Source organism: Acinetobacter sp., assembly GCF_049284435.1.
In the GTDB taxonomy this organism is placed as follows: domain Bacteria; phylum Pseudomonadota; class Gammaproteobacteria; order Pseudomonadales; family Moraxellaceae; genus Acinetobacter.
The window spans coordinates 1-15,301 of sequence record NZ_JBAPXX010000034.1 but is presented as its reverse complement, the minus strand read 5'-3'; the positions used below and the strand labels follow the sequence as shown (position 1 = coordinate 15,301).

The 15,301-nt window shown below is 43.0% G+C and carries 11 protein-coding genes and 1 riboswitch; of the genes, 9 read left to right on the top strand and 2 right to left on the bottom strand.

Annotated elements, in window-relative coordinates; genetic code table 11:
- Nucleotides 1-28 precede the first annotated feature (28 nt).
- Nucleotides 29-1,363, top strand: coding sequence for a DcaP family trimeric outer membrane transporter (locus WAK81_RS02840; protein WP_422195602.1), 1,335 nt, complete (start codon nucleotides 29-31; stop codon nucleotides 1,361-1,363).
- A 48-nt stretch (nucleotides 1,364-1,411) separates the two neighbouring features.
- Here the strand turns inward: WAK81_RS02840 and WAK81_RS02835 are convergent, their stop codons facing one another.
- Entirely contained in the window at nucleotides 1,412-2,833 is a 1,422-nt protein-coding gene (locus tag WAK81_RS02835; protein ID WP_422195601.1) for a PLP-dependent aminotransferase family protein, read from the bottom strand.
- 379 nt (nucleotides 2,834-3,212) lie between these two features.
- Here WAK81_RS02835 and WAK81_RS02830 point away from each other — a divergent pair, with 379 nt between their 5' ends.
- The 4 genes from WAK81_RS02830 to WAK81_RS02815 all read left to right on the top strand — a co-directional run bounded on the left by WAK81_RS02830 (nucleotide 3,213) and on the right by WAK81_RS02815 (nucleotide 7,989).
- Nucleotides 3,213-4,850: a long-chain-fatty-acid--CoA ligase gene (locus WAK81_RS02830; protein ID WP_422195600.1), complete on the top strand. Its 1,638-nt coding sequence runs from the start codon at nucleotides 3,213-3,215 to the stop codon at nucleotides 4,848-4,850.
- 298 nt (nucleotides 4,851-5,148) lie between these two features.
- On the top strand, nucleotides 5,149-6,171 hold the full coding sequence (locus WAK81_RS02825; protein ID WP_422195599.1) for a flavin reductase family protein: 1,023 nt from the start codon (nucleotides 5,149-5,151) through the stop codon (nucleotides 6,169-6,171).
- A 42-nt stretch (nucleotides 6,172-6,213) separates the two neighbouring features.
- Nucleotides 6,214-7,380 (top strand): fatty acid desaturase family protein, encoded by a 1,167-nt coding sequence (locus WAK81_RS02820; RefSeq protein WP_422195598.1) that lies wholly within the window; start codon nucleotides 6,214-6,216, stop codon nucleotides 7,378-7,380.
- Between the two features lie 258 nt (nucleotides 7,381-7,638).
- A complete protein-coding gene (locus tag WAK81_RS02815; RefSeq protein ID WP_422195597.1) occupies nucleotides 7,639-7,989 on the top strand; it encodes a hypothetical protein in 351 nt (116 codons plus the stop codon).
- Nucleotides 7,990-8,071: 82 nt separating this feature from the next.
- Here WAK81_RS02815 and WAK81_RS02810 read toward each other — a convergent pair whose 3' ends face one another.
- On the bottom strand, nucleotides 8,072-8,782 hold the full coding sequence (locus WAK81_RS02810) for an HAD family hydrolase (protein WP_422195596.1): 711 nt from the start codon (nucleotides 8,780-8,782) through the stop codon (nucleotides 8,072-8,074).
- Between the two features lie 281 nt (nucleotides 8,783-9,063).
- Here WAK81_RS02810 and WAK81_RS02805 point away from each other — a divergent pair, with 281 nt between their 5' ends.
- The 4 genes from WAK81_RS02805 to uca all read left to right on the top strand — a co-directional run.
- A complete protein-coding gene (locus tag WAK81_RS02805) occupies nucleotides 9,064-9,957 on the top strand; it encodes a LysR family transcriptional regulator (RefSeq protein WP_004647024.1) in 894 nt (297 codons plus the stop codon).
- A gap of 203 nt (nucleotides 9,958-10,160) precedes the next feature.
- Nucleotides 10,161-10,278, top strand: a riboswitch (guanidine-I (ykkC/yxkD leader).
- Between the two features lie 30 nt (nucleotides 10,279-10,308).
- Nucleotides 10,309-11,046: an urea amidolyase associated protein UAAP1 gene (locus tag WAK81_RS02800; RefSeq protein ID WP_422195595.1), complete on the top strand. Its 738-nt coding sequence runs from the start codon at nucleotides 10,309-10,311 to the stop codon at nucleotides 11,044-11,046.
- 12 nt (nucleotides 11,047-11,058) lie between these two features.
- Nucleotides 11,059-11,709: an urea amidolyase associated protein UAAP2 gene (locus WAK81_RS02795; RefSeq protein WP_422195594.1), complete on the top strand. Its 651-nt coding sequence runs from the start codon at nucleotides 11,059-11,061 to the stop codon at nucleotides 11,707-11,709.
- Nucleotides 11,710-11,712: 3 nt separating this feature from the next.
- On the top strand, nucleotides 11,713-15,301 hold a 3,589-nt coding region (gene uca, locus WAK81_RS02790; protein ID WP_422195593.1), incomplete at its 3' end, for an urea carboxylase.

The following is a 15,301-nucleotide window of genomic DNA, read 5'->3' as shown; positions in this document are numbered from 1 at the left end:
GAAACGCATAATAAAAAGCGAGTTTAGGATGAACACGACACAATTATTTAATCAACCAACAATCACATTCAAGCGTACAGTTCTGATGAGCATGATGGCAATGAGTTTAGGGGGCATCAGCTTGTCGACTCAAGCACAAACCTCAGCTCAGTCGAATCAGCAGGAAATTGAACAACTTCGCCAGGAAGTTCAGGCCTTACGCGCACTGGTTGAACAGCAGCAAGCTCAGACAGCCACGGGAATTGCCCCAGTGGCAATAGCACCAGTACCAGTAAGCGCGCCTGCAACTAAACCTGTCATGAAAATTGCCAGTGGGGCCGAATTCAATTTATACGGTAATATCCGTGCGGATGCCTCTTATCAGGCTGAAGGTGGTTCAGCAGCACGTATGTATAACCAGATTAATGCTGTACCTTTAGAAGGTGTCGGTGAGCGTAGTGATGAATTTAAATCTACTCTGGCTGCAACCCGTTTAGGCATGGATTTTAAAGCACCAGTCGGTGCTGGAGATAAAGCTTTAAGCGGTAAAGTTGAAGTGGATTTTCTGGGCGGCGCAAGCTTTGATAACTTGCGTATCCGTCATGCTTATATCAGCTATGCCAACTGGTTGATCGGTCAAACCTGGTCGAACTTTGCGGTGCCAGATTATATTCCAGAAACTGTAGATGCATTGGTTTACGCTGGCGGTTCAATTAAACGGACTCCACAAGTTCGTTATACCAGCACAATCAGTCCTGAAACCAATCTGGTATTTGCAGTAGAAGATCCTAAAGATGCAACTATTACTGGTATTAAACAGCGCCTACCTGCTTTAACAGCACGTTTAAATCATAAATTTGCTGATAATCTTACAGTCAGTGCCCGTGCGATGGGGAATGAAAAGCGTGTCAATGAAGATGAAAAAACCGCATGGGGTGTAGGGCTTGGTGCCAAGTATGATGTTGTGCCTGGTACAACGCTCAAAGCTGACTATTACCATGTTAAAGGAGATAGCAGCTTTGTGTCTTATGCAAATACGGGTGTGATTACCGCTGCAAATGGCGATTTATTACAAAGCGAATTTGATTCAATTTCAGTTGGCCTAACTCAGCAGTTTAATGACAAATTGCGCGGTACATTAGGTTATGGCTATATGAATTTTGATGAAGATCAAGCTTATATCAATGCAGTCACTGACAAGACCAAAGCCAATAAAGACTTATGGCAAGCATGGGCGAATGTGTTCTATAGCCCAACCAAGCCTTTAAGTTTTGGTCTGGAATATGTCTATGGTGAACGTGAGGCATTAGCTCCTGCTACACCAAATGGCAGTAAAACAGGTGAAGATAACCGAATCAATGCGGTTGCTATTTACAACTTCTAAGACTTCTTTCAATTAGAGAGTCTGATCTGGAACAGAAGCGTGGATGAATTAATCCGCGCTTTTGCTATTCTGGAGAATGATTTCTGCCAGCAGATTGACCGCATCTTCAATCCTGGCTGTCCATTCAAACGAACAGTTCAGCCGAATATAATGTTGGCTGGCAGGTTCCGGCTTAAACAGCAGTGCAGGGGCAATTGAAATATGCTGTTGTAGCAATTGTTGATAGAGCTGCTGAGCATCCAGTTGTTTGGGCAATTCAATCCAGAGAAAATAACCGCTGGAATAATAGTAAATTTCACAGATGCTTCCTAAACGTGCTTTAAGTTCCTGATAAAATTTCTTTTTATATTTTTCCAGATGCTGCCTTAAATGCCGCAAATGTTTTTCATAATGATGATGTGAAATAAATTCGACCAGCGCATTTTGAAGTAAGGGGCTGACCGTTAAAGTGCTCATGAGCTGTAAGTGCTGAATGGCATCGGAAAATGGACCGGCATACACCCAGCCGACGCGTGCGCCCATCCCCAGCGTTTTCGAAAATGAGGCACAGTGCAGCACCATTTGATGCTGATCAAAATATTTAACCGGTAACGGCTTGGCTGCACCATAATTTAATTCCTGATAAACATCATCTTCGATTAAATACACTTGATATTCATACAAGAGTTCCGCGATTCTCTGTTTGATTTCAGAACTGACGGTAAAACCAATCGGATTATGTGCATTCAGCATCAGCCAGCAAACTTTGATTGGATATTGCTTTAAAGCCTGTTCAAATGATTCCAGATCAAAACCAAATTGCGGATGCTCAGGGATGGTAATGACCTGTAAACCCAGACGCTCGGCAGCCTGCCAGGCACCATAAAAAATGGTTTGCTGCAGCAGGATAAAATCACCAGGTTGGGTTAAGGCCTGTAAAGACAGATTCAGTGCTTCCAGTGCGCCGGATGTAATGACAATGTCATCCGGGTTGCAGGTAACTCCTTGTAATTGATAACGGTTGGCAATCAGTTGCCGCAAGTCCTGATTGCCGGGCGGCATATGATTCTGATTGTTATAACTGCTTTTTCTTTTGGCCTGCTGCGCCAGAATCTGCATAAATTTCGCGTTATATAACAGCTCTGCATTCGGAAATGCTGAACCAAAAGGTACAATTTCGGCTGACTGAGTCGATTTTAAATAATTAAATACCACCGAGTTGATTTGGATTTTTGAAGTTAAACCAATCTGGACGGACTGTTTGTTATTGAGCAGTGCTTGAATACGCTCTGCCACGTAATAGCCCGTTTTGTCCTTGGCATAGACCAGCCCTTGCGCTTCAAGTTCTTGATAAGCATTGAGTACTGTCATCAGGCTATAACCAGATAACTGGGTCTGTTCGCGAAGTGAAGGCAATTTTTCATGTGCCTTCCATATGCCGTTTTCAATCATCTGACGAATATTCTGTGCCAGTTTTTCAGACTTATACATACACTTTCTTGAACTAAAACTGTTCTAATTATTTTGATTTATAGCATATTTTTAGAAGATTAATATAACAAAAAGGAGGAATAGAATTGTTGTCATTCTATTTTTTAAGCTTGAGTTTTGATGCATGACAATTAAAGTGAAAATCAGGTCTCAGATTTTCTGTGGAAATTTTATTTCTATATAAATCGTATTCCCATTTTTATACGCCTCAGTCACTTGGCTTAATTTGTCACAATTCGATACTTACAAAGTTAGATTTCCTTGCTAAATTCGATCCACATGATGATAAAAAGTAAGTTACGGTTTCAGATCGAGCCATCATGCAACTATAACAACGATACGAAAATACGGACCAATAACAAGCACAAAGGAGTGGAGAATGCTCGGAAATATGATGTTTCAGCCTTTACTGATCAGCAGCATGATTGAACATGCAGGACGCTATCATGCCGATACCGAGGTAATTTCCAAAAATACCGATACCAGTATTACAGTGACCAATTGGGGAGAAATTCATCAAAACTCGAAACGTTTTGCCAATGCATTACAACAACTCGGCTTGACGTATGGAGATCGGGTCGCGACTATTGCCTGGAATAATTATCGCCATTTAGAGTCCTGGTATGCCATTTCTGGCAGCGGCTTAGTCTGTCATACCATTAACCCGCGCTTATTTCCGGAACAGCTGATTTTTATTATGAATGATGCTGCGGATCGTGTGGTGCTGTTTGATAAAACATTTGTCCCTTTAATTAAAGACGTGAAAGCGCTGTTGACCTCGGTCGAGCATTTTATCTGTCTGGATGCGGTTGATCCGGCAGTTAGAGAAGCGATACCGGAAGTACAATTTTATGATGATCTGATTGCCGGCCAAAATGCAGATTTTGAGTGGCCGACGATTGATGAAAATTCGGCAAGCTCTCTGTGTTATACCTCAGGAACCACGGGCAATCCTAAAGGTGTGCTGTTTAGCCATCGCTCTACGGTATTACATAGCTATGCCATCATTTTACCTGATTCATTAAATGTCTCGGCTGCCGACATTATGTTGCCTGTTGTACCGATGTTCCATGTAAATGCGTGGGGCACTCCGTATGCCGCTGCAATGGTCGGATGCACTCTGGTTCTTCCTGGACCGGGTCTGGATGGCGCCAGTCTGGTCAACCTGATTGATACTTATCAGGTTTCGGTAGCGCTTGGTGTGCCGACCATCTGGCAGGGTTTGATTGCCGCCGCAAACCAGTCAGGTTCCAAATTGGAAAGCCTAAAACGGAATGTAGTGGGTGGATCGGCATGCCCACCGGCCATGCTAAGAGCTTTCAAAGAACAGTTTAATTGTGAAACGATCCATGCCTGGGGCATGACGGAAATCAGTCCATTGGGTACGGCAAATCAGCTCAAGACCAAACATTTGCATCTGTCTGATGAAGAAAAATTACAGATTCGGCTGTCCCAAGGTCGTCCGCCATTCGGGGTTGACCTACGTTTGACTGATGCAGAAAAAGGTACGCATGAAATTGAACGTGATGGACAGACCACAGGAAATTTACAGGTCAAAGGGCATTGGGTCATCAGCCATTATTTCGGCAAGGAAGAGTCTGCACTGACTGCGGATGGCTGGTTTGATACCGGCGATATTGCTACGCTGGATCAGGATGGCTTTATGAAACTCAGTGACCGTTCTAAAGATCTAATCAAGTCTGGCGGAGAATGGATTTCATCGGTGGAGCTGGAAAATATTGCCATGGGGCATCCGGAAATTGCGATGGCTGCCGTAATTGCCGCCCAGCATCCTAAATGGGATGAGCGCCCGGTATTGATTGCCATTAAAAAACCGGACAGCCAGCTGAGTGAGACTGATCTGCTGGATTATTATGCGGACAAGGTAGCCAAATGGCAGATTCCAGACCGAGTCGTGTTTGTTGATGCTATTCCACTCAGTGGTACTGGTAAAATGCTGAAAAAGGATCTGCGTGAATTATATGGTGCTATTCTTTTGGAGCAGGCAGCAGGTTAACGCATCATTTAATCTGAAAATCCCAACATGAAGTCAAAAAACTGATCTCTAATAGAGGTCAGTTTTTTTATGTACAGGCTAAGCAGCGTTATCAGTTTAAAAATGCTTTTTCTCAATGCATATAGTCTTGATCGCTACTTTTAGACGATATTGTCCGACGAAAAGTCATATTATATGGCTTAGGCACATAATTTGACCTGTATTGACATGGTCTGAATGTGAGAATTCTTTATCCTGAGCAATATAATAATTAGACAGTTGTACATTAATGAAACTGTCTGTGGATAAGGGGATAAAAATGACAAGCATGCCAACCTATCAGCCGCATTGGATTCGGGAAGATTTCATTGATTTTATTGGTGAAAAAATCCATCCAACCTGGGCAATCAAAAAAGTTAAGGCTGCCGTTATGGGCATTCAAGCCATCAGCCCTGACTTTTTTAAAATTCACTTACGTCCAAATCATAATTTTAAAGCCAAGTCATTTCAGGCCGGCCAGAATATTGCAGTGACTGTCAGACTCGATGGTGTACGCCATCAGCGACATTATTCTGTGGTGACAGTATTGAAAAATGGTGATCTGATCATTGCGGTTAAACAGCAAGGCAAAGTGTCACGTGCTTTAAGCCTGATGCAAATTGGTGCCGTGATCGAAATTTCACAGCTGCAAGGTGAGTTCACATTGCAAAAATCCACCCAGCCAATTTTATTTCTGGCTTCAGGCAGTGGTATTACGGCCATTTATTCCTTGCTGCAAAAAGCAGTCATTCAGTCTCTGGAACAGATTGACCTGATTTATTTCACTCGTGATGATGCTTTTCATGCTGAACTGAAAACCTTGACTCTCATGCATCCAAACTTAAAATATCACCATTTCAATACCGTGGAACACCAGCAGCATCTGACGCAGAGCTTATTGCAAAAGTTGGTGCCAGACGTTGCAGAGCGAAAAATTTATGCCTGTGGTTCCGCTGGGATGATGAAGGCTGCACTTCGCATCGTTGATAAACTGGATTTGAAATCCCATTTTCATTCGGAATATTTCCAGATTGTAGTCGATCAAAAAATTAAAGCACAGCCGGTACAGTTTTTAAGATCGCAGCAAGAGTTTCAGACCCAGTCCAACTTACTGGAAAGTGCCGAAAAATCAGGCTTGCGTCCAGCACATGGCTGCCGGATGGGGATCTGCAATACCTGTTCCTGTACCAAAGTCAGTGGTTCGGTGCGCAACGTCCTGACCGGAGAAGTTGATCATGGCAACAATACCCAGATCAAGCTGTGCATTTCCCAGGCAGTAAGTCCTGTGGTGATTAATCTATAAACTATTGATAAGCCATTAATTAAACTATAAGAAGGTGCTCCCATGAATATGCAAATTGATTTTAAACGACATAGCAAAAGCCAATTTCTCAGTCCGGAACAGATTGAGGAATTCGGTGCTAAAGTCGATGCAATCCGCCGCGAGGTCATGGATGATCTGGGGGAAAAAGACGCTGAATATATTTATAAAATCCGTAATTTTGTCCGCTATAGCGAAATTGCCTCACGTGGCATGTTGATGTTTGCTGGTTGGTTACCACCGGTATGGCTGGCGGGGACAGGTCTGCTCGGTCTTTCCAAAATCGTGGAAAATATGGAACTCGGCCACAATGTTATGCATGGCCAGTTCGACTGGATGAACGATCCGAGTCTGAACGGTGCAAGCTATGACTGGGATACGATTTCTACTGGCGATGACTGGAAATACACGCACAACTATATTCATCATACTTATACCAATATTGTCGGGATGGATCATGATGTCGGTTATGGCTTGATTCGGGTCAGTGAATCGCAAAAGTGGGAACCACGCTTTCTGTTCAATATTCCACTGGGCATTCAGTTAATGGTGTTTTTCGAATGGTATGTTGGTCTGCAACGCCTGCATCTGGAAGATGTGATTGCCTATAAAACCAAGACTTGGAAAGAAGTCTGGGAAGAAGCAGCACCTTTGCGCCAGAAAATGCGCCGTCAGGTGTTAAAAGATTATGTATTTTTCCCGATTATTGCAGGGCCAAATGCTATTCCGGTATTTACCGGAAATGCGGTGGCCAATGTGATTCGTAGCCTGTGGGCTTCTGCCGTCATTTTTAACGGTCATTTCACTGAAGATGCTGAAACCTTTGAAATGGACAATACTGACAATGAAACCCGTGCCGAGTGGTATTTACGCCAGATTCGCGGTTCGAGCAATTTTAGTGGAACAACTTGGCTACATATCTTGAGTGGCAATTTGAGCCATCAGATTGAGCACCATCTGTTCCCTGACATGCCAGCCAATCGCTATGCGCAGGTTGCGCCAAAAATCAAAGCGCTCTGTGCAGAATATGGCATTCATTATAACGAAGCCAGCTTCATGAAACAGTTTTCTACGGTATGGGTAGGCCTGGCTAAATGTTCTCTACCGAATCACTGGACTGAGCAGGTGGTTGAAAAAACCCATACAGCTAAATCTGTGTTCAACTATTTTAAAGCCAAAATCATGCCGTAATTTTTTAATATTTTGTATTCACCATTTTGGTACTCCTCAATAGATTTGGATGGTCTATTGAGGAATTTTTTTGACCTTTATCAGATTCAATATCATTAGAATTATCCTGTTTATGAATAAAATATGGATACAGTTTTCAAAAAATGACGAAAGCAAAACAGATCCAGTACTGCTGAAACGCTTTGCCTACAACAACCTGCTTCAGCCCTAAGGGCTTCTCTCTATAATGGCCGCGTCGTTACACTCAAGGTCTCAGTTTTGAAACATCTTAAATATTTTTCAGCAATCCCATTATTACTGCTTTTAACTGCTTGTAACACCACTGAAGCGCCAGCACCCGATTATCAGGGCAACTGGAAAAACACCGTGGAAAATCCAAAGCTTGAAAATATTCTGGTTATTTCCAAAAATGGTGAAAATTATCTGATTACCAATACGATCAAAGATAAGGAAACCGGTAAAACCGAGAAAAAGAATCCAATGCCCGCTGCAGTGAACGAAAATGGCATGCTTCAGTTGAACGCAGGTGCAGGTATGGTCGATTTTGCAATCGATGAGAAAACCGGAAATCTGGTCGGTTCAGGCTCAATCTATAAAAAGGCTAAATAGGTAGTAAGATTTTTAGGCCACAAATAGTATTCAAGATGCCATGAATAAGGATGCTTCATGACATCTTTTTTACTGGGTGTTTTTATTGAATAAAACTTAATAATTCAGCAAAATCTTCGACAAAATAATTCGATTTGGCTTTGATCAAATCTATTTCATGAGCGGAATGCTGATCATAAATTGCCACCACCTCGATGCCCGCCTGATTTGCTGCTTCTACACCGACTAACGAGTCTTCAATAATTAGACATTCCTCAGGTCGAAGGTTAAAGGCTTGCAATACATTCAGATAGACTTCTGGATGCGGCTTAATGTTCTGGACATTTTCACGGGTGAGGATCAAGGAAAAATCCTCATCAAAGCTGATTTTAGAATTAATATTTTGATTATTGTCCTGATAGCGCTGAACATTGAATAAACTGGTGGTTGTGGTTAAGGCCAGTGCGATCTGTTGCTGTTTTAAGGACTGAATCAGGAGGTCTGCATGAGGCTTTAACTCGACGATATCATCGAGAAAATGTCGGGAAATCGTATAACGACGATTTTTTACTTCTTCTTTACCTGGTTCAAAACCGTATTGTTCTTTTAAAAATTCACAATATTCCAGATAAGGATCTGACATGTGTCTCAAGGCGGTAAGTTGAAGATCGCGCTGTTGCTGAATCTCATGTAAATCGACTTTTCTGTTGGAGAGCTCATCAATCAGGGCTGCATCGACCTGATTCCAGATGCCTACAGAATCGATCAACGTACCATCCAGATCAAAACAGACCAGCTTTTTATCCTGAAACATATAAGATTTCTCTGTATTTTTACCATTTATTCAGTGGGGCTGAGTATATCGCATACGATTTAAATGTTTAACTGACCTGAGAAAACCGGGCTGGAAATTTTGCGCTGAGGTACTTTTAAATGAGGTTTATCTATCAGGCAAAAGTATTTTTTACGGAAAATTTCAGCGAGTTTGATCCTGCAAATAGTAGCAAAGTGTTATATTTTAATCTGACCCTAAATGAACTTATGCGGATGAAAGACCTGTCCGAATGAGGAGAAAGTTAAAGGAAATGTATTTCTGTGTTTGAACTTGACTGTAAATTGCTCAGTATTTTTTATTATGTCTATAAATTTAAAAACGTATCTCAGGCAGCCGATCATTTAGACATGAGCCAGCCAGCGGTGAGCAATCTGCTGAATAAAATTCGCCAGCATTATGGTGATCCTTTATTTTTACGTATTGGCAATGAGATGTTACCTACAGATCTGTCCAAACAGCTCTTTCCCTTGGTCAGCGAAGCACTGAGCAAAGTTGAAGCAATCAATAATTTCACTATCAATTTTGATCAGGTCACTTCACAGCAGCGCTTTACACTGGCGATGACCGATGTATCGCATCTGGTGTTATTGCCAAAAATTTCACAGTATCTGAAGCAGCATGCATCCCATATCCGTCTGAATGTGCGTCCGATTACCTCGGAAACCAGTTATCAGATGGCCAATGGCGAGATTGATCTGGCTTTGGGCTTCTTACCCAATCTGGAGAATGGCTTTTATCAGCAGAAACTGTTTGAACAGTATTATGTGGTGATCGCTGCGAAAGACCATCCGCGACTAACGGGTGACAGCATTACGACCGAAGAGTATTTACGTGAAACCCATATCGATATTGATGCCGGGATGGGGCATTACCATATTGAAAATGAATTGCTGAATCTGGAACTCAAGCGTGACATTCTAATGCGTCTGCCAAGTTATCTGGGGGTAGGACTGGTGGTACAAGAAACCGATGCGATTGCGACCGTGCCTTATTATTTGAGTGAAGTCTTGTTATCACGCGGCAATCTCAAGATTTTTGAAGCACCGATTGCTTTCCCAACCTATTCCGTAAAGCAGTATTGGCATATGTCCTGTCATCATAAAACCAGCCATCAATGGTTACGTAATATGCTGCATGAGATTTTAAGTAAATAAGCTTGCAGCATGGAAGGCTTGATTTAATCTTCATATTTAGATTTTACAATTCCCGGTTCAAGCCGGGAATTTTTATTTTGGTACATCTTGATGCCTTTTTCAGAGCCTTGCACCTGAAATGATCAACTCCAGCTCAAAAAAGTATTACCAAACCTAAAAATAGTATTACTAGTTTGGCACGGCCTTTGCATTTATTTACGCATCATAAAGTGATCTAGGGTTCCGGCAGTGATTTTTTTAAAAGACTGCGTCTGAGACCGAGAGTTCACGGCTAGGTTTGTTAAAACCAAAGCTACACGGAGGGATAAAAGCCCGGGAGGTAAACCGTACAAGTTAGATGCAGAGGCTGTTATGAGCACAACTACTTATCACAAAGATTCCGCACTGTGGACTGAACTTTTACCGGGTGGCCATCACTGGTCTGCGCGCATTCAACGTGGCGCAGTATTACAACTTAAATCCTTGGGCGAAAATGCCAATGTTTCGCTGTTCTGTGTCAATGCAGAAGATAAACTTGAAGCCTACAACATGCCAGACAGCCTAAAAGGTCAGCATACGGCATTTTTAAGCACAGGACATATTTTAGCATCCGATCTTGGACGCGCGATGGTTTCAATTATCAAAGATAACCATGGTTGGAATGATACTTTTTGTGCACCTAGTACCGCACAACAAATTGCAGCACAGTTTGGCACAAAAATATTTCAAGATGCGCGTAACGACATGTACCGGAATGCTAAAGACAGCCTGCTTTTAGAGATGACCAAGTTTGGTTTATCTGCAACTGATCTCAGCAATACACTCAATTTATTCTCAAAAGTTGCACCAGATGACAATGGCAACTTGACTTATGTCGCATCTGACAATACCGATCAAGTGATTGAACTACGTTTTGAAATGGACTGCTTGGTGTTCTTATCAGCTGCTCCACACGGTTTAGATAACAGTTCTGAATATGCACCTGCGGATATTCAACTGTCACTGTTTAAGGCATTGCCACTACAAGAGACGGATATCTGCCGCGATTCATGCCCGCAAAATCAGCGTGCTTTCCAAAACAATAATCGCTATTACGCTTTAACGGCTTAAGGGGGAATGATCATGACTGCATTAGTAAACCTAGAAAAATCTGTACTCAGTGAAATCTGTCCTGCCGGTGAAGCGTGGATGTGCGAAGTCAAGAAAGGGCAGCATTTCCGTATTGTTGACCTCGAAGGCAACCAAGCGGTTGATACCTTATTTATTTCCGCTTCAAACCCTGAGGAGCGTTATAGCGCAACAGATACTTTGGCAATAAACCGTCAAATTTACCTCGAGAAAGGTACAACTTTATATACCAACTTTGGCAATAAAATCGCCACCATCCATGATGACAACTGCGGTCGCCATGACACTTTAGGCGGCGCATGTTCATGTGAAAGCAATACCGTGCGTTATGCACATGACAAATACCCGATGCACAGTTGCCGTAACAATTTCATGATCGCGCTATCGCAACATCCAATTGCGAAAAAGCATGGTCTCAATGTACGTCACATTGGTCCAAACATTAACTTCTTTATGAATGTGCCGGTGACAGCAGACGGTCATTTGAAATTTGATGATGGTATTTCTGCACCAGGTAAATATGTGGAAGTCAAAGCTGAGATGGATCTCATTGTACTGATCTCCAACTGCCCGCAACTGAATAACCCATGTAATGCCTATAACCCAACTAAAATTCAACTGATTGTCCGTGAAGGCGAGGAATAAGCCATGTTTAATAAAGTTCTCATCGCCAACCGTGGTGCAATCGCATGTCGTGTTATTCGTACACTTAAAAAATTGGGTATTCAATCAGTTGCAGTGTATTCAGAAGCTGACCGTGATTCATTGCATGTGACTTTAGCGGATGAAGCGGTATTGATTGGTGATGCACCTGCGAGCCAAAGCTATTTAAATGTCGATAAAATTTTAGAAGTCGCCAAACAAACGGGCGCACAAGCGATTCACCCAGGCTATGGCTTCCTGTCTGAAAATGCAGAATTCTGTAATCTCTGTGAAGCGCAAGGCATTGTGTTCTTAGGTCCAAATGCGGAACAGATGAAAGCCTTTGGTCTGAAACACACTGCGCGTGAACTCGCGATTCAAGCCAATGTGCCGTTATTGCCGGGTAGTCAGTTATTGGCTGATGAAGCGGAAGCACTGCTTGAAGCTGAACGTATTGGCTATCCTGTAATGCTGAAAAGTACCGCAGGCGGTGGTGGAATCGGTATGCGTTTGGTCTGGAATGCTGAAGAGCTGAAAGATGCTTACGCAACGGTGTCATATTTAGCCCAAGCCAACTTTAAAAATGCAGGTTTGTACCTTGAAAAATTTGTGCAAAATGCGCGTCATATCGAAGTGCAAATTTTTGGTGATGGCAAGGGTTTAGTGTTAGCACTGGGCGAACGTGATTGTTCAGTGCAACGTCGTAACCAAAAAGTGATTGAGGAAACACCTGCACCGCATCTGGATGATGAACAACGTGCCTATCTCCAAAATGTCGCGATTCAATTGATGCAATCCGTCAATTACCGCTCGGCAGGTACAGTTGAATTTGTGATGGATACTGACACGCAAGAATTCTATTTCTTGGAAGTGAATACCCGTTTACAAGTGGAACATGGTGTGACCGAGCAAGTCTTTGGTGTGGACTTAGTGGAATGGATGGTGACTTTAGGCAGTGGTGATTGGAAAGCGCCAACATCAAAACTCGAGTCTCAAGGTCATTCAATCCAAGTGCGTTTATATGCTGAAGACCCAATCAAAAATTTCCAACCAAGTGCAGGGCTTTTGACGCATGTCGAGTTTGATGCCAATGCACGTAATGAAACTTGGGTAGAAACAGGTTCAAACGTTTCATCATTTTATGACCCGATGATTGCCAAAATTATTGTGACTAGCGACACTCGTGAATCTGCGATTCAAGCCATGACCGATACGTTGTCAAAAACCCAAGTGGGAGGCATTGAAACCAACCTTGAATATCTGCAAAACATTATCGACTGTGATGTGTTTAAAGCGGGGACGCAAACCACACGCTTCTTAAATACGCTTGAATGGAAAACCCAAAAAATTGAAGTGCTTCAAGCCGGTATTCAAACCGCCGTGCAAGACGTCACAGGTCGTTTGGGCTATTGGGATGTCGGTGTGCCACCATCGGGTGCGATTGATCCGTTATCTTTAAATGTCGCGAACCAACTTTTGGGCAATGCACCGAATACCGCAGGTTTGGAATGTACCCTACAAGGGCCAACATTAAAATTCCATTGTGACAGTCAAATTGTGCTTGCTGGTGGTGATATGCCATCAACGTTGGATGGTGTCGCGGTGCCTATGTGGCAAACCGTGAATGTACTCAAAGGTCAGGTGCTGAAATGTGGCAAGATCGCTACAGGTTGCCGTACTTATATTGGGATTAAAGGCGGTCTGAATGTACCTGAATATTTGGGTTCACAAGCGACCTTTACCTTAGGTCAGTTTGGTGGTCATGCAGGGCGTAACTTGTTGATTGGCGATATGCTGCCGATTACGGCATTTACATCCGATGAAGTGAAAGCCTTAGCCGAAAATCAAATCCCGACATTCTTAAATTCTTGGGAAATTGCGGTGATGTATGGTCCACATGGCGCGCCTGATTTCTTCACCAAAAACGACATTGATACGTTCTTTGCCAATGAGTTTGAAATTCACTTTAACTCTAGCCGTACCGGTATTCGTTTGATTGGGCCAAAACCGGAATGGGCACGTCAGGACGGTGGTGAAGCGGGTCTGCATCCATCCAATATTCATGACAATGCCTATGCCATTGGTGCAATTGATTTCACCGGTGATATGCCGATTATTTTGGGTCCTGATGGTCCAAGCCTCGGTGGTTTCGTTTGTCCTGCGGTGGTGATCAATTCAGAGCTGTGGAAATTGGGTCAGCTTAAAGCCGGTGATAAAGTCAAATTTGTGCCTGTGAGTTACCATCAAGCCAAACTGTTAAATGAAAAATATCATGCGCAATTAGCATCAAATGATAGGCAAGCGGTCACTTTTGATGAATCTTTCTATCCTGAAATCAGTACGCTGAAATCTGCCATTTTAGATACCTTAAAAGGTCAAAATGGTACGCCTGATGTGGTGTATCGTCCTGCCGGCAACAACTATATGTTGGTGGAATATGGCGAGCTAGTTTTAGATTTGAACTTGCGTTTCCGTATTCATGCCTTGATGCAATGGGTCAAAGGTCAAAACATCAAAGGCATTATTGACCTGACACCGGGGATTCGTTCGCTCCAAATTCATTTTGATTCGACCCAGCTCGATCAGATTGATTTACTGCGTATGCTTCAAGTGGCTGAAGAACAACTGCCTGATGTCACCGAGATGCAAGTGCCATCACGTACCGTGTATTTGCCATTGGCTTGGGAAGATTCACAAACGCAACTCGCAACTGAGCGTTATATGCAAACCGTGCGTCCAGATGCGCCGTGGTGTCCCGACAATATTGAATTTATCCGCCGTATTAATGGTTTAAAAGACAAACAAGCTGTGAAAGATGTAGTGTATAACGCCAGTTATTTGGTCATGGGCTTGGGCGATGTGTACTTGGGTGCGCCTGTTGCAACTCCGCTTGATCCTCGTCAGCGTTTAGTCACCACCAAATATAACCCTGCACGGACGTGGACGCCTGAAAATGCTGTCGGTATTGGCGGTGCATATATGTGTGTCTACGGTATGGAAGGTCCGGGCGGTTATCAGTTTGTTGGTCGTACCTCGCAAATGTGGTCACGCTACCGTAAAAACCCAGACTTTGAACAAGGTATGCCGTGGTTACTGCGCTTCTTTGACCAGATTAAGTTTTATGAAGTGTCTGAAGCTGAACTGATGCAGATGCGTGAGGACTTTAAAGCAGGTCGTTTAAAACTGCGCATTGAAGAAGGCGTACTCAACCTTAAAGAATACAACGACTTCTTAACTGAAAACCAAGAATCCATTTCTGCTTTTAAAGCAGTGCAACAAGCCAATTTTGATGAAGAGCGTCGTCGTTGGCATGAAGCAGGGCTTGCAGAATATGTGTCTGAAAGCTTAGATGCTGTGGATGATGGTGAAAGTGTTGAAGTGCCTGAAGGTGGCTGTGCGGTGGAATCTCACATGCCGGGTTCAATTTGGAAAATTGAATGTCAATCGGGCGATATTGTTGAAGAGGGTGCAACCTTAGCCGTGATTGAAGCAATGAAAATTGAGATTCCAATTATTGCGCCTGAGCGTATGCGTGTAGATGCGATTACTATTGAAAAAGGGCAAACGGTGAAAACGGGGCAGGTGTTGTTTACGT